Origin of the sequence: Castellaniella sp. (genome assembly GCF_034674885.1) — a bacterium.
Lineage (GTDB): Bacteria > Pseudomonadota > Gammaproteobacteria > Burkholderiales > Burkholderiaceae_B > Castellaniella.
In genome coordinates this window covers 1-20,479 of record NZ_JAUCDS010000039.1, presented here as the reverse complement: position 1 = coordinate 20,479, position 20,479 = coordinate 1, and the positions used below count along the sequence as shown (strand labels likewise).

The following is a 20,479-nucleotide window of genomic DNA, read 5'->3' as shown; positions in this document are numbered from 1 at the left end:
CGATATAGGCGCGGTCGGCCAGCGACAGCGCCGCCCGCACGTTCTGTTCGACGATCACGATCGTCTGTCCGGCATCGGCCAGCTTGCGGCAGACCCCCATCAGGTCGCGCACGATCAGCGGTGCCAGGCCTTCGAAGGGTTCGTCCAGCAGAATGATGTCGGCATTGCGGATCATCGCCCGGGCGATGGCCAGCATCTGCTGTTCGCCGCCCGAGAGCTGCTTGCCGCGGTTGCGCTTGCGTTCGGCCAGGCGCGGGAAGGTCGCGTAGATCTCGTCGAGCGAGCGCGGCTTCTCGGCCGTCATGGCCGCCAGCTGCAGGTTTTCCTGCACCGAGATCGACCCGAACACGCGCCGTTCTTCCGGCACCAGCTGGATGCCCAGCGCCGCCCGCCCATAGGGCGGCAGGTGCTGGATTTCCACTCCGTGATGGCGGATGGCGCCAGATTTGACTTCCACCATGCCCATCAGGGATTTCAGCGTGGTGCTCTTGCCGGCACCGTTACGCCCCAGCAGCGCGACGACTTCGTGTTCCTCGATGTGCATCGAGACGTCGAACAGGATGTGCGAATCCCCGTAATAGCTGTTGATTTTGTCGACTTCAAGCAGACTCATCGTCCATTCCTCCGAGATAAGCCGCCTGAACCGAGGGGTCATGGCGGATTTCGTCCGGCGTTCCTTCGGCCAGCTTGCGGCCTTCGTAGAGCACGGTGATACGTTCGGCCAGTTCGAACATGGCGTCCATGTCGTGTTCGACGATGACCATGCTGCGGCCCTGGCGGATCGACTTCAGCAGCGACACGACCAGGACGCGTTCCTCGGGCCCGAGGCCTGCCAGCGGCTCGTCGAACAACAGCACGTTGGCCCCGGTGGCCAGCGCCAGGCCGATTTCCAGGCGCCGTTTTTCGCCGTAGGACATGTCCGATACCCGCGTGTCCGCGTGATGCGTCAGGTCGACCAGGGCGATGGCGGCATTGACCTGGGCGTCGAGCCGGTCCGAGTGCAGATTGGCCAGCAGGTCGGCGCGATAGCGGCCGCGCAGGCGGGCCAGTACCGGGATCATGACGTTCTGGCGTACCGTCAGGTGTTCGAAGAGCTGGTTGATCTGATAGGACTTGCTCATGCCCAGCTGGCAGACCGAGGTCACGCCGATGCCGGTGATTTCCTGGCCCCGGAAGAAGACCTTGCCGGCCGTGGTGGGCAGTTCGCCCGCCAGCATGGCGAAGAACGTGGATTTGCCCGCGCCATTGGGCCCGATCACGCCGTGCAGTTCGCCATCACGCAGGGTGAAGTCGATGTCCGAGTTGGCCTTCAGGCCGCCATAGTGTTTGCTGATGCCGCGTGCTTCCAGCACCGGGGCGCCGGGCCGGGTGCTGGCCAGTGGCGGCACGATGTCCAGGGCGCCGGCCACGCGATTGCTGGCGCCGCTGTCCACGTCGCTGGGCAGGCCCTGACGGCGGCGGTGGAAGAAATCGATGATGCCACCTGCCACGCCCCGCCGGAACACGGTGACCAGCACGACGAATACGATCCCCAGGATGAGCTTCCAGTAGGGTCCCAGGCTGCCAACCTGCTGCAGGCCCTCGTACAGGTAGAGCCAGATGGTGGCGCCCAGCAGCGGCCCCAGCAGCGTGCCCGCCCCGCCCATCACGGTCTGGATGACCAGCTGCGCGGAAGTGTCCAGCGCGAAGGCATCGGGCGGCATATAGGACTGGAAGATGCCCAGCAGCCCGCCGGCCAGCCCGCCGTAGGCGGCAGCCACCACGAAGACGATCAGCTTGTAGGACTGGATCGAGTGGCCCAGCGCCGTGGCGCGCTTGGGATTGCCCTGGATGGCCTTCAGCACGGCGCCAAAGGGCGAGCGCACGATGCGCCGAGCGATCAGGTAGCCCAGGAAGAAGATCACCGCCACAAACCAGTACATGGGCCAGCCGCTGGAAATGTGGATGTTGATGAAGCCCAGGGACAGTTCCGGCGGCGGCACCCCGGCGATGCCGTTCTCACCCCCGGTGTAGTCCTTGAAGGAGGAGTTCTCCAGGAAGTAGAACATCTCGCCGAAGGCCAGCGTGCTCATGGCGAAATAGATGCCGGTGCGGCGCAGGGTCAGGTAACCGATGACCAGGCCGGCCACGGAAGCCATCACCGTGCCGATCAGCAGGGCAACGAGCATGTTGGGCACGATGCCATCGGTCAGCAGATAGGCCGTGACGAAACCGCCCGTACCGTAGAACGCCGCCTGGCCGAATGACAGCAGGCCGGTGTAGCCGAACAGCAGATCGAAGCCCAGGCCGAACAGGCCCCAGATCAGGATCCGCGTCAGCAGGTCCGGGCTCATGCCGATCGCCGGCAGAATGAACGGGGCGGCCAGCAGGCCCAGCCCCACCAGCATTTCCGGCAACTGTCTGCGCATGATGCCATCTCCTGTGCGGACCGCGCCGGCGGGTTGCGCCACTGCGCCGACTTCGTCCGCTGTACTTGTTCGAACCGAATTCATTCCCGACCCTCCTGACCCATGAGTCCCTGAGGACGGAAGATCAGCACCAGCGCCATGGCGATGAACAGCATGACGTCGGAATACTGCGGATTGATCATGGCGGTCAGGCTGAGGATTTCACCGGCGATGATGCCGCCGACCACCGCCCCGGGGAACGAGCCCACCCCGCCGATCACCACCACCACGAAGGATTCCACCAGGTAGCGAAAGCCCATGTCGGGCGTCAGCGCCACGATCGGGGAATTGATGACCCCGGCAAAGCCCGCCGCCATGGCGCCGATCCCGAAGACCAGCAGGAAGGTGCGTTTGACGTTGATGCCCAGGGCATTGACCATCTGCGCGTCTTCGATACCGGCGCGCACGATCAGCCCCAGGCTGGTGCGATACAGCACGAAATACAGCAGCAGCAAGGTGACTGCCGCGATCGCCAGGGTTTCCAGGCGATACATGGGGTAGATCAGCGAACCGATGTGGGCAATGCCCATGCCCCAGCTGGGCGGCGTCACCGACAGGCTGACGCCGCCGTACAGGCCGCGCACGATTTCCACCAGCACGATGCTGATGCCGAACGTGACCAGGATCTGGTCTTCGGGAGGACGGCTGTAGAACTTGCGCATGAGGCCGCGTTCCATGATCAGCCCGCACGCCAGCGCGACAGCGGAACCGCCCGCCACGGCCAGAACGAAGGAATCCGTCAGGCCATAGACCGTATACCCGGCATAGCCCCCCACGACGAACAAGGCGCCGTGGGCAAAATTGATGACACCGAGCGTGCCGTAGATAATCGTCAAGCCGGTACTGATGAGCGCCAGCAACAGGCCGGTGGCCAGCCCGTTGAACAGCTGCGAGAGAAACAAAGACATGCTCGGCATCGAGTTGCCTCCTGTGAGAGCCCCGGAGGCCGCTTCCGGCCATGCCCCGGATACCGGAGCATGGCCCAAGAGCGGCGTTTAGACGTAATCGCCCATCTTGCAGCCCAGCAGGCCGACCTTGGGAAGAACGTCCTGACCCTTGACGACCTGGACGATTTCGAAGAAGTCGTCCGGATTCTTCATGTCGGCCGGTTTCTTGCCGCGCAGGATCGGGAAGTCGACGATGCCCTGGTGGTCTTCGGCGCGGAACGTGACCTTGCCCACCGGGCTGTCACGCAGTTCGCCGGCCTCGAGAGCCTTGACGACGTCGATCGGATAGAGGCTCTTGGCGCGTTCCACCGCATCGGCCCACAGGACCAGGGCCAGGTAGGCGTACATGGCCGAATCCCGAGGCTTGCCGCCGAATTTCTTTTCGTAGGCTTCGACGAAGTCCTTGGCCACGGGATTGTGGTCTTCCATGGTCCACCAGAAGCCCTGGGCCGCGTACACGCCCTGCATGACGTCCGCGCCGACTTCTTTTTCCAGGTAGGCGGACATGTAGGGGATGACGATCTTCATCTTGTCGAGCAGACCGAATTGTTTGGCCTGCTTGATGGCGTTGGCGGCGTCCGCGCCATAGGCCACCACCACCAGCACGTTGGCGTCGGTATTGGCGATGTTGATCAGGTAGGAGCTGTAGTCCTTCGCGCCCAGCGGGTGGACCTGGTTGGTGACGGTCTTCCAGCCTTCTTTCTCGGTGAATTCCTTCATCGACTGGGTGGTGGTGTGGCCGTAGGTGTAGTCAGGCGTCAGGTAGGCGGCCTTGCGGTCCTTGCCCAGTTCTTTGGCGACCACGGGGGCGATGGCCTTGCAGGCCATGTAGGCGAAATAGCACAGGCGAAAGCCGTAGCGCTGGCAGTCCACACCGGTGGTTTCATTGGAACCGGAGATGGCCGTGAAGTACGGCGTGTGTTCGCGGTTGCAGACCTTCTGCAAAGCGATGGCCACCGCGCTGCTGGTGCTGCCGGCGATCATCATGGCCTTGTTGTCGTGAATGAAGCGGGTGGCCGCCTGCACGCCGGTATTGGGCTTGGTTTCGGCATCGGCCGAGCCCAGCACCAGTTTCTTGCCCAGGATGCCCTTTTTGAGCAGGGGGGAGATCTTCTGGACCTGAGGAGCGCCGGCATTGATCTGTTCGGCAGCCAGCTCATAGCCGTTTTTCTGTTCCGCGCCCTGGGCCGAATAGGGGCCGGTCAGGTCAACCGTCAGGCCAACGAACACGGAATCGCCTTCGGCACCCGCAGGCCAGGCGCCCAGGGGCTTCTTGTCTTCAGCCAGCGCGACGCGCGCGGTACCGGGCAGCAGCATGCTGCCGGCAACCCCGGCCGCGCCAGCTTTCAGCACGGAACGGCGTTTGACCTGCGACTGCATGGCTTGGCCCAACGATTTCTTTTCATTCATTGCTTTGTCTCCTGATTTGAGTGGCCCCGGGCGCCAAAAGCGCCCGGCTGTGTACTGCGTGTCAGTCAATCACCCGCGAATTATTTTTATGAATGATCCAGCTTTGTTTTTGTGGCTGAGCAGAGAAATGGACGACCCAATTTCTGCGTGATGCTATTAAGAAATTTGAAACTTACGTAGAACTTACGCAGATTCTTACAGACAGGAACATGATGAATCAGGCGAGTAAGACAGGGGATTCGCAATCCTTGAAGCGCATCGGCAAGCCATTGATGCACCACGCATTTCTGTTGTTTTCAAAATTGATGCAATGCAAAAAATCAGGGTTAATGCTTAAGGGAAATCATCAGGCCAGGATTTCCCCTGAATATTGCACTGCACACAAAATTTCAGTGGCCCGGCGACAAAAAAAGAGGCCATCGAGGCCTCTTTGATTCAAGCTGCAAGGATTTTTCCGCTGCGGCGGTGCGCGCCCGGAACAGGCGTCAATGCAGCACGATGCGGGCTGCATATTCACGCAGGACGTCGATGCCCGGATCCTTGCGCGGCCAGACCAGTCCCACGCCGTCGTCTTCGTGGCGAGGCAGGACATGGATATGGGCATGCGGCACGGTCTGCCAACCTGCAGGACGATTGGCCTGCAGCAGGGTCAGGCCTTCGGGATGGAAGGCGTCCTGGACGGCCCGCGCCACGCGCCACGCCAGGCGCATCAGATCGGCGGCCAGGTCCTGATCCATATCCAGCAGCGTGGGATACGGGTGGCAGGGCGCCACCAGCACGTGTCCGGGATTGAGCTGGCCCGCGTCCATGAAGGCGAAGAGCCGTTCGTCCCGATACACGATGGCGGCCGGGATGTCCCCGGCCAGGATGCGCGTGAAGACCGTGTCCATGAAACCCTCGTCAATGACAGCACCGGCAGACAGTAGCATGACGCCCGAACGCCGGCAGGCTGGCATTTACCCTGAAATCACTGACCCAGGCTCAGGGCGGCGTCGATCTGTGCGGCCAGGGCTTCGGGTGTCATGGACTGGTCATTGACCGTCACCTGGCCGTCGGCATAGGCCAGATCCGTCTGCACCTGGCCGTCCTGCTCGCGCACCAGCCCTGCCCGCGCCAGGCGACCTGAGAACTGGTCGAACAGCATGCTGAAGAGCGCCACCATCATGTCCGGGCTGGCGCCGGCCTGGCTGCGTCCCAGGATGTCGACCAGCATGGGTTTGGACACCCCGGCATGCAAGGTAACCCGATCGATTCCCCGTTCGAGCAAAGCACCCAGGTCCTGGGGCGCATCATCGGCCGCCGGACGGAACCGCGCCAGAACCCGCGCATCGGTCTTGCCCTTGGGCGTGGTCCAGCTGAAATCGTCCAGCGACAGGCGCGGAGACGAGGCCAGCGCCGCCACCACCAGCGGACGCAGACGCTGCTCGTCCTGGGGGCTCAGCGGGGCGTCGTCGTCAGCCTCGATCTGGTCCAGCGCCATCAGCAGCGCCTGGAAGGCCTGAACGTCCAGCTGTTCGACCGATGCCTTGAGCACCATGGCACCCAGATCCTGGTCTCCGGCTTGCAGCTGCTGCAGGTCGTACTGGACGCGGCTGTCCAGCAGGCCGCCGGTGCGGGCGGTCTGGACCTGCATGGACGGCTGGGCCAAACGGATCTCTGGATTGTCGCCATCCAGGACCCGCAACTGCGCAAGCTTCAGGTGCTGGCTGGACTGCAGGTCGACGTCCCCGCTGCGCGTGGTTTCACTGTCGAACTGCAGGCCCTCGGCACGCAGACGCACCGACAGGCCGGGATCCTGAATCTCCAGGGACTGCGCCTGCGCGGACAGGCTGAGCTGCCGGGTCTGGGGCTGATAAGCCAGCTGCATCGTGCCGCCGCTGAAATCGACCTGCCGGTCCGGCGCATGCACTGGCATCAGGGTGATGAGCGATGCCACGCGGCCATCGAACCCGACCTGGGAATCTGCCTGCCAGGGGGCGGCAGCGCCATCGCCGGCGGCGGCGAACCAGGGCTGCCAGGGCCCGCCCGGCAAAGGACGCACCTGGCTGTAGGCCGCCAGAGGCTGCCAATGGCCTTCGCGCACTGCTGCCAGGGGCCAGGGGCCGTGCTGCAGGTCGTCCTGCAAGGTCACGGCCTGGTCGGATCCCTGGTCGTCGCGAAACTCGAACACGTAGCGGATCTGCGAAGAAAACAGACCACGCCGGTAATCGTCCACCCGCAGCACGGGCGGCTGCCCGCCCGAGGCCCACTGGGCCTGGATGTCCTGATTGGCCTGAGCGACCCAGGCTTCAATGGACTGCTGGGTCACGCGCCCCGCATACCAGGACGCTGCCCCATAGGCCAGCACCAGCACTGCCACCGCACCGGCGGCCAGCTTCAAACGTCGAGTCATGCGCAGTCTCCGGTCGCATCGTACAGGCGGATCAATTGGGATGTATCGGCAGGCCCCCGGCCTTGGCGGCTGGCCAGGCGATAGGCCTGGACGGCAGCCGCCGCCACCGGAACCGGCGTGCCCTGGGCCTGAGCCAGCGCGGCCACGGTATCCAGGTCTTTCAGCATGGTGTCCAGGCTGGCCTGCGGCGCGGGGGCGGCCTGCGTCATGCGCGGCACGAACATCTGCAGCAGCGTGGAATCCGCCCAGCCACCGGCCAGCGCCTGCGGCAGGCGGGCGGCATCGACCCCGGCATCCCGCGCCAGGGCCACGGCTTCGGCAATAGCCGCGATGGTGGTGGCGACGATGGTCTGGTTGCAGAGCTTTGCCACCTGCCCGGCGCCGACCGGTCCCATGTGGGTGACGCGCTGCGCGTAGGCCTGCAACAGCGGGGCTACCTGGGCGCAGACGTCAGCCGGCCCGCCGGTCATGATGGCCAGGGTACCCGCTGCCGCCCCGCCCGTGCCGCCCGACACCGGGGCATCCAGCCAGACGGCGCCGTTGGCCAGGCGCAGGCGCTCGGCGAACGCGCGCGTCCGGTCGGGCGCGATGGACGAGTGATCGATCAGGACCGCCAGCGATGCGGCCCGGGCCAGGCCGTGCGGACCGAAGACGACGGACTCGACGGCGGCGGCGTCAAACAGGCACAGCGCGACCCAGGAGCAGGTCTCGCCCAGGGCTTGCGGGGTATCGCAGAACCGGGCGCCTTCGGCTGCCAGCTGCCGCGCGGGTTCCGGCGAGCGATTCCAGACGCTGACCTGATGACCCGCCTGCAACAGGCGCCGCACCATGGGCGCCCCCATGCGGCCCAGGCCGCAAAATCCGATGTTCATGCCGTGTTCTCCTGCGGATCGGCAAGCATTCAGTCTTCCTGGATCTTGCGCGACAGTTCGCGCGGCAAGGGAAAGGACACCTGTTCACGCACGCCGTCCAGCGGGCGGACGCTGCGCACGCCCAGTTCCTGCAAACGGGCGATCACCTGCCGGACCAGGGCTTCGGGCGCGGAAGCGCCGGCCGTCACCCCCACCCTGCGCGCCTTGTCCAGCCATTCCGGCCGGATCATGCCGGGGTCGTCCAGAAGATAGGCGGTCACCCCCTTGCGTTCGGCGACCTCGCGCAGCCGATTGGAATTGGAACTGTTCGTGCTGCCCACCACCAGCACCAGATCGCATTGCGGCGCCATGATGCGCACGGCGTCCTGGCGGTTCTGGGTTGCGTAGCAGATGTCGCTTTTCTTGGGTTCGGCGATATCGGGAAAGCGGGTGCGCAGCGCATCGGCCACCTGCGCCGCATCATCGATCGACAGCGTGGTCTGCGTCACGAAGGCCAGGTGATGCGGGTTGCGGACCTGCAGGGCCTGCACGTCCTGCACGGTTTCCACCAGGTACATGCCGTCGTCGGCCTGACCCAGCGTGCCTTCGACCTCGGGGTGGCCCCTGTGGCCGATCATGATGACCTCGCGGCCTTCCTTGCGCATGCGGGCGACTTCGACGTGGACCTTGGTGACCAGCGGGCAGGTGGCGTCGAAGATGCGCTGGCTGCGCTCTTCGGCCTCGGTCCGCACGGCGCGCGACACGCCGTGCGCCGAAAAGATCACGATGGCGCCTGCGGGCGCGTCTTCGAGTTCATCGATGAAGATGGCGCCCTTGGTCCGCAGGTCTTCCACGACGTAGCGGTTATGGACGATCTCGTGGCGCACGTAGATCGGCGCCCCATGGATTTCCAGGGCACGCTCGACGATTTCGATGGCGCGATCCACCCCGGCGCAAAAACCGCGCGGCTGAGCCAGCACGATCTCGGGGCCGGCATCCGCGTCGGCGCCCGGGGCGGCATCCCGGCGGTCGTCGGCGACAGGCGCTGTCATCACAACACCCCCAGGATGCGGATTTCCACCTGCAGGTCGATGCCGGCCAGGGGATGATTGAAATCGAACAGGGCGGAATCGCCCTGCAGGGTCTTGAGCACGCCCGAATAGCGCCCGCCATTGGGCGCCACGAATTCGATCATGTCGCCTGCTTCGAACACTGTGTCGGGCGGGGCGTTGCGCACCATCTCGTCGTGGGATATCCAGCGCAGCAGTTCGGGGTTGCGTTCGCCATAGGCCTGGGCGGCGGGAACGTCCTGGGTGAAGTGCGCGCCTTCGGGCTGATCGACCAGGAGCGATTCCAGCCCGGGCGCCCACTGGCCGATGCCCATCTGCAGGGTGGCGGGCCGATCCAGGAAGGTATCCACGAACGCCGTCCCGGCGGCAGGCCCCGACAGGGGTTCGATGCGGTAGTGCAGCGTGACATAAGAGTCCGCGTGGACGTGCGCGACGTCAGGGGAAGAGGTCAAAATGGGTCACCCATGAAAAATCAGACAAACCCCTCCATTTTAAGGCCAATCATGCCACAAGACAGCCTATCCCCCTGCGGCGAACGTCCCCGCGAACGACTGCTGCGGCACGGCGCGCAGGCGCTGACGTCCGCCGAACTGCTGGCGGTGCTGCTGCGCACTGGCACGCGCGGGCGCAACGCCGTGGACATGGGCCGCGAGCTGATCGCGCATTTCGGCGGGCTGCGGCGCCTGCTGTCGGCGGACAGCAGCGCCCTGCTGGCCTTCTCCGGCCTGGGCGCGGCCAAGACCTGCGAGCTGCTGGCCGTGCAGGAACTAAGCCGCCGGGCACTGGAAGAGCCTCTGCGCAAGGGCCGCGCCCTGAGCCAGCCCGACCGGGTCAAGCAGTTCTGCGCCATGCGGCTGGCCCACCTGCGGGTGGAACACTGCATCGCGCTGTTCCTGGATACCCAGCTGCAATTGATCGACTGCGCGGAAATCGCGCGGGGCACGCTGTCGCACGCCTCCATCTATCCGCGCGAGGTCGCCCGGGCCGCCCTGGCCCACCATGCCGCCGCGCTCATCCTGGCGCATAATCACCCGTCCGGGCTGTCGGAACCCAGCCCCGCCGACATCACACTGACCCGGCAGCTGAAGCAGGCCCTGGCCCTGGTGGACGTGCGCCTGCTGGACCACCTGATCGTGGGCGCCACCGAGGTGACGTCCTTGGCCGAACGGGGCCAGTTATGATAGAATTTATGGCTAACCTTGGATACGTTGCCAGGATTTTGATGTGGATTTGGCGCGGTCGATAGGTGCGGTGGGTACGGTTTCTGTAGTGCCCGCCTGCAGTTTTCGACGCAGTCATTCTTCGTCCATCCGGCTGGCGACCCCTTTAAACTTACGGATTTCACCATGAAAGAAGGCATCCACCCCGAATACCGCGAGGTCGTGTTCCTGGACCTGCAGACCGGCAACAAATTCATTTCGCGTTCTTCCCTGGCGTCTCGGGAAACCACCGAAATCGACGGCAAGTCCTACCCGCTGTTCAAATGCGACGTGACGTCCGAATCGCACCCCTTCTACACGGGCGCCCAGACGCGCATCGTCGAGACGGGTCGCGTGGAAAAATTCCGCGCCCGCTTCGCCCGCACGGCCGGCACCGTCAAGAAGTAAAGGCCCCCACGCTGCGTACCGCAGTCTCTCTGAAAGGGCAGCCATCAGGCTGCCTTTTTTCATTTAACATGGGCCCTACCCCTTCCCTGTGACCGAGCCAGTGCGCACCGAAGATCTGCGATCCACGCCTGCCCGGCTGACCGCCACGGCGGCGGCCAAGCTGCCCCGCCTGTTCCTGCTGACCGTCGGGCTGGTCTATATTCTTGCCGGCCTGTTCTACCGCGACCCCTGGAAAACCGACGACGTCACCAGCCTGGCGACGATGCTGACCGCTCTCTCGGGCCAGGAACACGCCTGGCTGCTGCCCCAGGTCGGCCAGCTGGCCCAGGCCCAGGACGGGCCACTGGTCACCTGGGTGGGCGCGTTCTTCATCTGGGCGCTGCGGCCGCTGCTGGAATTGTTCTTCAACCCGCTGAACGCGGCCATCATCGCCTCGCGGATACCGAACATCCTGTGGTTCGCGATCCTGACCAGTTCCCTGTGGTACGGCACGTACCTGCTGGGGCGGCGCGCCGAAGCCCAGCCCCTGGCCCTGCCGTTTGGCGGCGAGCCGTCCGAACGCGACTACGGGCGCATGCTGGCCGACGCAGCCCTGCTGCTCATCGTAGCGACGGTCGGCATCATCTGGCGCATGCACGAAACATCGGAAGTGCCCGCCGTAATCGCCTTTCAGGCCCTGGCCTTCTATGCCGTCGCCCGGATGCTGGATCACCCGGTATCCGGCGCCATCACCCTGGGTGCAGCGGTAGGCGCCGCCTTTCTGGCTCGGGGCTGGCTGGGCGGCCTGCCCCTGATGCTGGCAGCCCTGATTGTCTTCATTCCCCGGGGGCCATTGGCAGATGCCCGCAAATGGCTGGTCGTCAGTGCGCTGATCGCTGCCAGCCTGATCCTGCTCTGGTGGATTCCCGCGCGCGCCTTCGGTCCGTACTGGACCACCAGCTGGCTGATCTGGACCCGCCATGCCTTCGATTGGCCCGGCTCCCGCGCCTGGTTGAACATCGTGCGCGACCTGCCCTGGTTCCTGTGGCCGACCTGGCCGCTGGCCCTGCTGGCACTGTGGCGCTGGCGCGGATGGTTTGCCGCCCCCCATATCCTCATCCCCCTGAGCTTCAGCTTGGCGGCCCTGGCGGTGCTGATGGCCAGCAGCGACCCCTTCGAGCCCGAATACAGCACGCTGGCGGTGCCCTGCGCCGTCCTGGCCGCCTTTGCGCTGCCCACCCTGCGGCGCGGCGTGATCAACACGCTGGACTGGTTCGCCGTCATGTGCTTTTCACTGACGGCGGCCACCGTCTGGCTGGGCTGGATCGCCCTGCAGACCGGCTGGCCTGTGCAGATCTCCGCCAACATCGCCCGCCAGACCCGAGGCTTCGACATCCATGTCGCCTGGCCCGCGACCGCCATCGCCCTGCTGGGCACCCTGGCCTGGATCGCCCTGGTGCGCTGGCGCCTGCGCAGCCATCCGGCGGGGCTGTGGCGCGGCACGGCGCTGTCGGCGGGCGGCTTGCTGACCACCTGGCTCTTGCTGGCCACGCTGTGGATGCCGGCGCTGGATTACGTACGCAGCTACCGCGACGTCTCGGCATCGCTGGCGCGCGCGCTGGCCCGTGCCCAGCACCCCGGCGAATGCATCCGCACCCAGGGGCTGGGCAGAGGGCAGCGCGCATCCTTCCTGGTATTCAACCGCATCGAACTGTCCTTCGACGGGGATTGCCCCCTGCTCCTGCAGCAGCTCGACATGCACGACCCCGAGGCCATTGAAACCTCGCGCCCCGGCTACGAGATCCTCTGGGAAGGCCGACGCGGCCCCGATCGGCACGAAATGTTCCGTCTGGTGCGGGTACGGCCTGCCCCCTGACCCCCGCTCACTCATCCCTCGCAACCATGTCCACCCTCTCCTCGGCGCAGGTCGCCCCGTGGCGGACCATCCTGCAGCAATCCTGGCCCATTCTGGTCAGCGCCTGGGCCGGTATCGTCTTTGCCGTGCTGGACACGGCCATGGTCGGCCACACGGACGCCATCGACCTGCAGGCCATGGCGCTGGGCGCCTCCATCTACATCACGGTCTTCGTCGGGCTGATGGGCGTGATACACGCGCTCATCCCCATCATCGCCCAGCACTTCGGCGCCGGCCACCTGGATCGGGCCGGCCACGCCTGGGGACAAGGCGTGTGGCTGGCGCTGGCGCTGTCCGTCCTGGGCGGCGCCAGCCTGCTGTTCCCGAACACCTGGCTGGCGCTGTCGGGCAGCATCGAGCCTGCTGTGCGCGAACGCGTCGCCGGCTACCTGATCGCCCTGGCGCTGGCGCTGCCCTCGGCGCTGCTGTTTCGCACCATCTACGCCATGGCCACCGCGATTTCGCAGACGCGCGGCGTGATGATGATCAATCTGGGCAGCGTCGCCTTCAAGCTGCTGTTCAACACCTGGTTCATCTTCGGCGGACTGGGGCTGGAACCCATGGGCGCCGTCGGCGCAGGCGTGGCAACCCTGGTGGTGAACTGGATGATGCTGGCCGCCGGCCTGTGGATGGTCCGGCGCCACCCGGCCTTTCAGGCCCTGCGATTGCGCGTGGGCCGGCCGCGCTGGCTCGACCAGAAAGAACTGCTGCGCCTGGGCTTGCCCATGGGGGGATCCTATCTGATCGAGGTCTGCGCCTTCAGCTTCATGGCGCTGCTGGTGGCGCGCGACGGGCTCTATGCCAGCGGCGCACAGCAGATCCTGGCCAACCTGATCGCCCTATGCTACATGCTGCCCATGTCGCTCAGCCTGTCGACAGCATCCCTGACGGCCCAGGCGGTCGGCGCGCGCCAGATGGCCGCCGCCCAGCGCACCGGCCTGCACGGCATCGCCCTGGTCCTGCTGGGCGCCGTCCTGACCAATCTGATCCTGATCAGCGCCCAGGGCCCGATCGTGCGTCTGTACACCGACGACCTGCAGGTCGCCGTCATCGCGCTGACGCTGCTGCAGATCGCCCCCTGGTTCCATTTCTGGGACGCCATGCACTGCGTCAGCGCCTACGTGCTGCGGGCCTACAAGATCGCCATGGTGCCACTGATCCTCCAGATCACGGCGCTGACCGGCCTGGGGCTGGTGGGGGGATGGTGGCTGGGCTACGGGCCGCAGGCCGGCGCCCTGGCCCCGGCTGCCGCCTGGTTCATGCCGGGCGCCCCCGTGGGGGCTGCGACCATGTGGATCATGGCCATGGCGGGGCTGGCGTTGACGTCGCTGTTGCTGTTCGCCTGGTACGGCCACGTGCTGCACCGCCAGGCACGCCGCTGAAGACCGCCACCGCGCCGCGCCGGCGGCGAACGGCCGACGGCTAGGCGGCGCGGGAGCCGGGCTCGTCCCGGGCAGCAGAGGCTGCCGGCGGCAGCGGATCGGCGCCAGGCTCGGCTGCCGTGCCCGGCGTCACCAGCTCGACGACCTTGCTGCGCGACAACACCCCGATGAATTCGCCCTGCGCACCCGTCACGGCGACGGGCTCGGGCGTGCGCAGCAGCCGGGCCAGCACTTCGTCCAGGCCGGCGGACGCCGGCACCGAAGCCATGTCGCTGAGATAGCGTGCGACATCGCGGGCGCCTTCCCGCACGGCTCTTTCAGCATCGACCCGCACCAGCACGCCGGCCAGCCGTTTGCCGTCCAGCACGGCTGCGTAGTCGTAGCCGCGCGTGGCCATGCGCTCCAGCGCATGGACCGGATTGCTGCGCGTGGTGAGCGTCAACGGACGTTCATTGCACGCATGGGACGCGTTCAGGACCTTGCCCCGGTTGACGTCCTGCAGGAAAGATTCAATGTAGTCGTTGGCCGGCGACAGCAGAATGTCTTCCGGCGTGCCTTCCTGGATCAGTTCGCCGTCCTTCAGGATGGCGATGCGATTGCCCAGGCGCAGGGCCTCGTCCAGATCGTGCGTGATGAAGACGATGGTCTTGTTCAGCCGGGCCTGCAGGGCCAGCAGCTGGTCCTGCATTTCATGGCGGATCAGCGGATCCAGCGCGGAAAAGGCCTCGTCCATCAGCAGGATCTCGGCATCGGTGGCCAGGGCCCGCGCCAGGCCGACGCGCTGCTGCATGCCGCCCGACAACTGATGCGGGTACTGGGCTTCGAAACCCGACAGGCCGACCTGTTCCAGCCAGTGCTGGGCGCGCTCGTTGCGCTGGGCGCGGCGCACGCCCTGCACGGCCAGGCCGTAGGCGGCGTTGTCCAGCACGGTGCGGTGCGGCAGCAGGCCGAAACGCTGGAACACCATGCTCATTTTCTGCTGGCGAAAGCGTTCCAGTTCCTTGGGCCTCAGGCCCACCACGTCCACGCCATCGACCAGGATCTGGCCCGCACTGGGCTCGATCAGGCGGTTGAAATGGCGGATCAGGGTCGATTTTCCCGACCCCGACAGGCCCATGATGACGTGGATGTCGCCTGCCTTGATGGACAGGCTGATGTTGCGCAGGCCCAGGGTATGGCCGCTGCGTTCCAGCAGGGCCTCTTTCGACAGGCCGTCGCGCGCGGCAGCCAGCCAGCGGTCCGGATGCGGGCCGAAGATCTTGTAGATGTTGCGGACTTCGATCTTGTGCATGTCAGACCCTCCGGGCTTGTTGCCGCTGACCGAACTGCTGCGTGATCCGGTCGAAGATGATGGCCAGCACCACGATGCCCAGTCCGGCCATCAGGCCGCGGCCCACCTGCAGCCGGTTGATGCCCTGCAGCACCTCGTAGCCCAGGCCCCGCACACCGATCATGGACGCGATCACGACCATGGCCAGCGCCATCATGGTGGTCTGGTTGATGCCCGCCATGATGTTGGGCAACGCCAGCGGCAGCTGCACACCAAACAGCTGGCGGGTGCGGCTGGCGCCGAAGGACCGAGAGGCCTCCAGGACTTCCGCGTCCACCAGGCGGATGCCCAGGTCGGTCAGGCGAATGACGGGCGGCACGGCATAGATCACGGTCGCAAACAGCGCCGCCAGCTTGCCCAGATTGAACAGCATCACTACCGGGATCAGGTAGACGAAACTGGGCATGGTCTGCATGACGTCCAGGACCGGCAGCATGACGGTGCGGACCCAGCGAAAGCTGGCCATGGCGATCCCGACCGGAATGCCGATCATCACGGAAAAGGCAACGGCCACCAGCATCAGGGACAGCGTCTGCATGGACGCTTCCCACAGGCCGATGACCCCCAGCAGACACAGCAGGCCTCCCATGGCCAGGGTGAAGCGCCATTTGCGGCTGCTCAGCCAGGCGATCCCCATGACGACGATCACGATGGCCCACCAGGGGGAATGACGCAGCAGATTGTCGGACCAGATCAGCAAATCCAGCAGCGGCTGGGTGATGGCGCGCAGCACATCGGAATACTGCATGACCAGCCCATTGACGAAATCGTCGATGGGCCGTTGCAGTTCCCGGGCTGAAATCAGTTCAGGGAACATGGATGCGGCCCCTTACAAGGCAGCCTTGACCCGTTCCGTCACATCGGCCGGCAGCCACTGGGCCCAGACGTCCTGCTTGTTCTTCAGGAACCACTGCGCGGTCGGCGCAGGCTCGGCCTCGTTTTCTTCCATGTAGGCCATGGTCTGGTTCATGACGTCCAGAGGAACCTTGACCTTGGACAGGAACGACGTCAGCTTTGGCGCCTTTTCGGTGAATGCCGTCGTCACCGCCGTGAACACCGGGTTTTCCGGATAGTCGGTGGCCTGCGGATTGTCGCAGTTGGGGTCGGTCAGGCATTTCTGCTTGTCAGCCTCATAGGGCGGCAGTTCCAGTTTGACCAGGTCCATCGATCCCACCAGCGGCGTGGGGTACCAGTAGTAGAAGACGATGTTTTCCTTGCGCTGGTAGGCGGCGGTCAAGGCTGCTTTTTGCGTTGCACCCGTGCCGGGGGAAAACAGGGTGAAGGTTTTTCCCAGGCCCAGAGCCTTGAACAGATTGGTGCTGACGACCTCGCAGCCCCAGCCCGCCGGGCAACCGTAGAAGCGGCCCTTGTCGGGCTGTTCCGGATCCTTGAAGTCTTTCCAGTATTTGGGCAGGTCGGCGGCCTTTTTCAGATCCGGCAGGCGATCGGCCGTGTACTTCGGGATGAACCAGGCTTCGCCACCCATGTAGATGTCGCCGATGCGCTTGACCTTGCCCGATGCCTCGGCCTTGTTCCAGGGTTCCAGCGTGCTGTTCAGCCAGATCTCGCTATTGATGTCCAGGTCGCCACGCTGCAGGGCGGCCAGCGCCGGCAGGGTTTCCGTGGGCAGGACTTCCGAATCGCAGCCGTAGCCGTGCTTGACGATGAAGCGCTCGACTTCGACCAGAACCAGATTGGATTCCCAGTTCATGCCGCCAAAGCGCATGGGACGATCAAGTTCGCACTGAGGGGCCTCGGCCGCCTGGGCCATCGCAGGCGCCAGCGACAGGCCGGTCAGGACGGCCGCCAGGGCCAGGCCCAGGACGGATTTCGACCAAGGGGAATGGGAAGTCGCAGGGCGCGACGCGGAAAGAGAGATAGACATTGATGCCTCCTTTGGGTTACGGAGACGCCGGACGCAAAACAGCACGTCAGACGCCATAGCTTAGGGGAGGGTGTGCGGAAGACGGTGAGGACCGCCAATACATACCGACACTGCTGGTGCGAAGCACCAAGGACAGTCGAAGGCGAAGCACCTGAACAGGCGTTCGCTACGAACAGAATTGAAAATCAATAAAACAGCAGAAACGTTATTTTACACGCAGGATGACAGAAAATAAAGCTTTTTCCGCCAGCAAGCCGATTGCCCCAGTGTGAAAGGCTGTTTCACACTGGGGCAATCGGCTGATTTTGCAGCAGTTTCAGCGCGGCGCGTAGATGTAGTCCCGGCGCCAGGGGTAAGCCTGGCCCTCCGGATAATCCAGCTCGTCGGGCCGGCCTGCCGGCTGGGGCTGGGCGATGATCTGGTGCAAGGCGATCCAGCCGTGCTCAAAGCCCATGGCGCAGCCAGCCAGGTACATGCGGTAGGCCCGCAAGGACCGTTCCCCCTGCGGGGTGCTCAGGATGGCCCTGGCCTCGTCGAGCCTGGCTTCCAGAGCGTCGCTCCAGGCCCACAAGGTACGCGCGTAGTGCGGCCGGATATTCTCGACATCCAGATCCTCAAGCCCGGCCTCGGCCATGGTCTGCAACACGTAGTGGATGTGGGACAGTTCCCCCCCGGGGAAGATGAACTTTTCAATGAAGTCCCCCATGCCCGCGCCCAATTCGGTGTTGCTGATGCCCCCGGCGGTGATGCCGTGGTTCATGATCAGGCCACCAGGGCGCACCAGCCGACGCAGCTTGCTGAAATAGCCGGTCAGTTGCGCCCGGCCGACGTGCTCGAACATGCCGACAGAGGAAATCTTGTCGTAGGGATTCGATTCGTCGAGCTTGCGGTAGTCCAGCAGTTCCATGCGCACCCGCCCGCCCAGGCCTTTTTCCTGGATCAGCTGATTGACGTAGGCGTGCTGATTGTGCGAGAGCGTGATGCCGGTCACGTCGACGTCGTAATGCTCGGCGGCCCACAGCATCAAGCCCCCCCAGCCGCCGCCCACATCCAGGAAACGTTCTCCGGATTTCAGTGCCAGTTTGCGGCAGATGTGGTCCAGTTTTGCTTCCTGGGCCTGGGCCACGGTCATGCCGGGTTCGCGATAATAGGCGCAGGAATAGACGCGGCGCGGATCCAGCCACAGGGCATAGAATTCGTCGGACAGGTCGTAGTGAAATTCGATCTGCCGCGCATCGCGATCTACCGAATGGCGCCAGACTGACACCAGGCGCCGCACCAGGCTGGTCAGCCAGCCCAGTTGCGCGGCGTCCACAGGCGAACCGGGCAGAATGCCAGCGGCCAGCCGCATCAGATCGCGCATGGATCCGTCAAAATCGAACTTGCCATCGACGTAGTCTTCGCCCAGGGCGCCGACCTCGCCCGCCGCAAAGTGGGCCAGAACGGCATGATCCCGGATCATGAAATGCAGTTGCGCGTCGGCGGGACCTATTTTCCCGCCGTCCGGCAAAGCCATGGACACCGGAATGGGCAAAGATCCAAGTTTGTTCTCGATGATGGATGCAATTGCAGTCAACAGAGCCTCCCTGAGTTCACGATGGACCTTGGTATAGTAGCGCCAAACACGCTCTCTTCAAGCCCCCCTGCACGCGTCCCCATGCCCCCAAAAACCGCTGCCCTGATGCCGTCCTGGCTGGTGCTCATGGGCGCCCTGGCTGCCCTGGGCCCGATCGCCATCGACATGTACCTGCCGGCGTTCGGGGCCATGGCCCACGACCTGCAGACATCCCAGGGGCTGGTCGAGCGCACACTGGCCAGTTACCTGCTGGGTTTGGCCGTGGCGCAACTGGCCTACGGCCCGCTGGCCGACCGCTATGGCCGCAAACTGCCACTGCTGGTCGGGCTGGCGCTGTTCGCCATCGCCTCGCTGGCCTGCGCCCTCAGCCAGGATATCGCCCACCTGACGCTCTGGCGCATTGTCCAGGCCTTCGGTGGCGCCGCCGGCATGGTGGTGCCCCGGGCCGTGATCCGCGACCATCTGGACACCCGCGAGGCCGCCCAGGCCCTGTCCCTGCTGATGCTGGTGATGGGGGTCATGCCCATCGTCGCACCGCTGCTGGGCGGCCAGGCCGTAGCCCTGGCTTCCTGGCGCGCCGTGTTCTACCTGATGGCCCTGGCGGGCGCCGGCCTGTGGCTGATGGTACTGCGCAACATGCGCGAGTCCCTGCCCTCCGACCGACGCACGCCGCTGGCAGTCGGCACCATCCTGGCGAATTTCCGCCTGCTGCTGGCGCACCGGGGATTCATGGGCTACGCCCTGGCGGGCGGCCTGGGGTCGGCCGGCATGTTCGCCTACATCTCGGGGTCGCCACAGGTCTTCATCCAGATCTACGGCATCGACCCGCGCTGGTTCGGCCTGGTGTTCGGCCTGAACGCGGCATCGCTGATCCTGGCCGCGCAACTGAGCGCCCGCCTGCTGAACCGATATCGCCCGCTGGACTTGCTGATTCGGTCCCAGTTCACCCTGGTGCTGATGACTGTCGCAGCCCTGGCCCTGACCCTGGCAGGCTGGATCAACCTGCCCCTGCTGATGCTGTGCCTGATGGGCTTCATGGCCAGCCAAGGTTTCGTGGGGCCAAATTCAGCCGCCCTGGCCCTGGCTGAACAGGGCCCGCGCCTGGGCACGGCCTCGGCGCTGATGGGGTCGCTGCAGATGTTCTGCGGCGCTTTGTCGGGCTTTGTCGTCAGCCTGTGGCATACTGACAGCCCCCTGCCCCTGACGACAGTGCTGGCGGCCTGCGCGGCGCTGTCCTGGCTGGCCAGCCGGCTGGCGATGACACACGCTCCCCGGGGCGCCCGCTGAAAAGTACAGATGCAGCTTGATTAGAAAGCCATTTTCAGTATAGAATGCCAGGCTTTCCTGATATAGATTACAGAGGTGAGACCATGGCACGCGTATGCCAAGTAACCGGCAAAGGCCCGATGGTGGGCAACAACGTCTCGCACGCGAACAATAAAACCAAGCGTCGTTTCCTGCCCAACCTGCAATCGCGCCGGTTCTGGGTCGAATCCGAAAACCGCTGGGTGCGCCTGCGCGTATCCACCAAGGCCCTGCGCACCATCGACAAGAACGGCATCGATTCCGTTCTGGCCGACCTGCGTGCCCGCGGCGAACTGGCCTGATCGGCCCTAGGAGCACATCATGGCAAAAGGTATCCGCGAAAAAATCAAGCTGGAATCCACGGCTGGCACGGGTCATTTCTA

At 65.0% G+C, this 20,479-nt stretch carries 19 protein-coding genes and 1 pseudogene; 7 read left to right on the top strand and 13 right to left on the bottom strand.

Features of this window, described 5'->3' with window-relative positions:
• The 9 genes from VDP74_RS14640 to VDP74_RS14600 all read right to left on the bottom strand — a co-directional run.
• Window positions 1-613: ABC transporter ATP-binding protein (locus tag VDP74_RS14640; RefSeq protein WP_323000380.1), on the bottom strand; the 613-nt coding region annotated here is incomplete at its 3' end.
• Entirely contained in the window at window positions 600-2,492 is a 1,893-nt protein-coding gene (locus tag VDP74_RS14635) for a branched-chain amino acid ABC transporter ATP-binding protein/permease (RefSeq protein WP_323000379.1), read from the bottom strand. The genes VDP74_RS14635 and VDP74_RS14640, both read right to left, overlap by 14 nt.
• Window positions 2,489-3,355, bottom strand: a complete 867-nt coding sequence (locus VDP74_RS14630; protein ID WP_323000378.1) for a branched-chain amino acid ABC transporter permease — start codon at window positions 3,353-3,355, stop codon at window positions 2,489-2,491. The genes VDP74_RS14635 and VDP74_RS14630 overlap by 4 nt, the downstream gene beginning before the upstream one ends.
• Window positions 3,356-3,442: 87 nt before the next feature.
• On the bottom strand, window positions 3,443-4,804 hold the full coding sequence (locus VDP74_RS14625) for a substrate-binding protein (protein ID WP_323000377.1): 1,362 nt from the start codon (window positions 4,802-4,804) through the stop codon (window positions 3,443-3,445).
• A 485-nt stretch (window positions 4,805-5,289) separates the two neighbouring features.
• Window positions 5,290-5,694, bottom strand: coding sequence for an HIT family protein (locus VDP74_RS14620; RefSeq protein ID WP_323000376.1), 405 nt, complete (start codon window positions 5,692-5,694; stop codon window positions 5,290-5,292).
• Between the two features lie 77 nt (window positions 5,695-5,771).
• Complete coding sequence (locus tag VDP74_RS14615; RefSeq protein ID WP_323000375.1) at window positions 5,772-7,196, bottom strand: YdgA family protein; 1,425 nt, start codon at window positions 7,194-7,196, stop codon at window positions 5,772-5,774.
• Window positions 7,193-8,068, bottom strand: a complete 876-nt coding sequence (locus tag VDP74_RS14610; RefSeq protein WP_323000374.1) for an NAD(P)-dependent oxidoreductase — start codon at window positions 8,066-8,068, stop codon at window positions 7,193-7,195. The genes VDP74_RS14615 and VDP74_RS14610 overlap by 4 nt, the downstream gene beginning before the upstream one ends.
• Window positions 8,069-8,097: 29 nt before the next feature.
• A complete protein-coding gene (gene ispH, locus VDP74_RS14605; protein WP_323000373.1) occupies window positions 8,098-9,099 on the bottom strand; it encodes a 4-hydroxy-3-methylbut-2-enyl diphosphate reductase in 1,002 nt (333 codons plus the stop codon).
• Window positions 9,099-9,569, bottom strand: coding sequence for an FKBP-type peptidyl-prolyl cis-trans isomerase (locus tag VDP74_RS14600; RefSeq protein WP_323000372.1), 471 nt, complete (start codon window positions 9,567-9,569; stop codon window positions 9,099-9,101). The genes ispH and VDP74_RS14600 overlap by 1 nt, the downstream gene beginning before the upstream one ends.
• Window positions 9,570-9,620: 51 nt before the next feature.
• Here VDP74_RS14600 and radC point away from each other — a divergent pair, with 51 nt between their 5' ends.
• From radC to VDP74_RS14580, 4 genes are all read left to right on the top strand, one after another.
• The gene (gene radC, locus VDP74_RS14595) at window positions 9,621-10,298 is read left to right on the top strand and encodes a RadC family protein (protein ID WP_323000371.1); all 678 of its coding nucleotides are present in this window, start codon (window positions 9,621-9,623) and stop codon (window positions 10,296-10,298) included.
• Between the two features lie 165 nt (window positions 10,299-10,463).
• The gene (locus VDP74_RS14590; protein WP_298015447.1) at window positions 10,464-10,724 is read left to right on the top strand and encodes a type B 50S ribosomal protein L31; all 261 of its coding nucleotides are present in this window, start codon (window positions 10,464-10,466) and stop codon (window positions 10,722-10,724) included.
• 100 nt (window positions 10,725-10,824) lie between these two features.
• Entirely contained in the window at window positions 10,825-12,579 is a 1,755-nt protein-coding gene (locus tag VDP74_RS14585; RefSeq protein ID WP_323000370.1) for a glycosyltransferase, read from the top strand.
• Between the two features lie 26 nt (window positions 12,580-12,605).
• Window positions 12,606-14,000 carry an MATE family efflux transporter gene (locus tag VDP74_RS14580; protein ID WP_323000369.1) on the top strand — a complete coding sequence of 465 codons (1,395 nt, stop codon included), beginning with the start codon at window positions 12,606-12,608 and terminating at the stop codon, window positions 13,998-14,000.
• Window positions 14,001-14,040: 40 nt separating this feature from the next.
• Here VDP74_RS14580 and VDP74_RS14575 read toward each other — a convergent pair whose 3' ends face one another.
• From VDP74_RS14575 to VDP74_RS14560, 4 genes are all read right to left on the bottom strand, one after another.
• The gene (locus tag VDP74_RS14575) at window positions 14,041-15,291 is read right to left on the bottom strand and encodes a glycine betaine/L-proline ABC transporter ATP-binding protein (protein ID WP_323000368.1); all 1,251 of its coding nucleotides are present in this window, start codon (window positions 15,289-15,291) and stop codon (window positions 14,041-14,043) included.
• Window position 15,292: 1 nt separating this feature from the next.
• On the bottom strand, window positions 15,293-16,147 hold the full coding sequence (locus VDP74_RS14570) for a proline/glycine betaine ABC transporter permease (RefSeq protein WP_323000367.1): 855 nt from the start codon (window positions 16,145-16,147) through the stop codon (window positions 15,293-15,295).
• Window positions 16,148-16,159: 12 nt separating this feature from the next.
• Window positions 16,160-17,101 (bottom strand): ABC transporter substrate-binding protein, encoded by a 942-nt coding sequence (locus VDP74_RS14565; protein ID WP_323000382.1) that lies wholly within the window; start codon window positions 17,099-17,101, stop codon window positions 16,160-16,162.
• Between the two features lie 430 nt (window positions 17,102-17,531).
• Window positions 17,532-18,731 carry a class I SAM-dependent methyltransferase gene (locus VDP74_RS14560; RefSeq protein WP_416233000.1) on the bottom strand — a complete coding sequence of 400 codons (1,200 nt, stop codon included), beginning with the start codon at window positions 18,729-18,731 and terminating at the stop codon, window positions 17,532-17,534.
• A 165-nt stretch (window positions 18,732-18,896) separates the two neighbouring features.
• Here VDP74_RS14560 and VDP74_RS14555 point away from each other — a divergent pair, with 165 nt between their 5' ends.
• From VDP74_RS14555 to rpmG, 3 genes and pseudogenes are all read left to right on the top strand, one after another.
• Window positions 18,897-20,078: a multidrug effflux MFS transporter gene (locus VDP74_RS14555; RefSeq protein WP_323000381.1), complete on the top strand. Its 1,182-nt coding sequence runs from the start codon at window positions 18,897-18,899 to the stop codon at window positions 20,076-20,078.
• An 83-nt stretch (window positions 20,079-20,161) separates the two neighbouring features.
• On the top strand, window positions 20,162-20,398 hold the full coding sequence (rpmB, locus tag VDP74_RS14550) for a 50S ribosomal protein L28 (protein ID WP_066453342.1): 237 nt from the start codon (window positions 20,162-20,164) through the stop codon (window positions 20,396-20,398).
• A 19-nt stretch (window positions 20,399-20,417) separates the two neighbouring features.
• Window positions 20,418-20,479 (top strand): annotated as a pseudogene (rpmG, locus tag VDP74_RS14545) (50S ribosomal protein L33); the annotation flags it as partial.

Coding starts and splice junctions, on each gene's coding strand:
- VDP74_RS14615 (WP_323000375.1), bottom strand. CDS start 7,196: ATGACTCGACGTTTGAAGCTGGCCGCCGGTGCGGTGGCAGTGCTGGTG.
- VDP74_RS14635 (WP_323000379.1), bottom strand. CDS start 2,492: ATGAATTCGGTTCGAACAAGTACAGCGGACGAAGTCGGCGCAGTGGCG.
- VDP74_RS14565 (WP_323000382.1), bottom strand. CDS start 17,101: ATGGCCCAGGCGGCCGAGGCCCCTCAGTGCGAACTTGATCGTCCCATG.
- VDP74_RS14575 (WP_323000368.1), bottom strand. CDS start 15,291: ATGCACAAGATCGAAGTCCGCAACATCTACAAGATCTTCGGCCCGCAT.
- VDP74_RS14570 (WP_323000367.1), bottom strand. CDS start 16,147: ATGTTCCCTGAACTGATTTCAGCCCGGGAACTGCAACGGCCCATCGAC.
- VDP74_RS14625 (WP_323000377.1), bottom strand. CDS start 4,804: ATGAATGAAAAGAAATCGTTGGGCCAAGCCATGCAGTCGCAGGTCAAA.
- VDP74_RS14610 (WP_323000374.1), bottom strand. CDS start 8,068: ATGAACATCGGATTTTGCGGCCTGGGCCGCATGGGGGCGCCCATGGTG.
- VDP74_RS14555 (WP_323000381.1), top strand. CDS start 18,897: ATGCCGTCCTGGCTGGTGCTCATGGGCGCCCTGGCTGCCCTGGGCCCG.
- VDP74_RS14560 (WP_416233000.1), bottom strand. CDS start 18,731: ATGGCTTTGCCGGACGGCGGGAAAATAGGTCCCGCCGACGCGCAACTG.
- ispH (WP_323000373.1), bottom strand. CDS start 9,099: ATGACAGCGCCTGTCGCCGACGACCGCCGGGATGCCGCCCCGGGCGCC.
- VDP74_RS14620 (WP_323000376.1), bottom strand. CDS start 5,694: ATGGACACGGTCTTCACGCGCATCCTGGCCGGGGACATCCCGGCCGCC.
- VDP74_RS14580 (WP_323000369.1), top strand. CDS start 12,606: ATGTCCACCCTCTCCTCGGCGCAGGTCGCCCCGTGGCGGACCATCCTG.
- VDP74_RS14590 (WP_298015447.1), top strand. CDS start 10,464: ATGAAAGAAGGCATCCACCCCGAATACCGCGAGGTCGTGTTCCTGGAC.
- rpmB (WP_066453342.1), top strand. CDS start 20,162: ATGGCACGCGTATGCCAAGTAACCGGCAAAGGCCCGATGGTGGGCAAC.
- radC (WP_323000371.1), top strand. CDS start 9,621: ATGCCACAAGACAGCCTATCCCCCTGCGGCGAACGTCCCCGCGAACGA.
- VDP74_RS14630 (WP_323000378.1), bottom strand. CDS start 3,355: ATGTCTTTGTTTCTCTCGCAGCTGTTCAACGGGCTGGCCACCGGCCTG.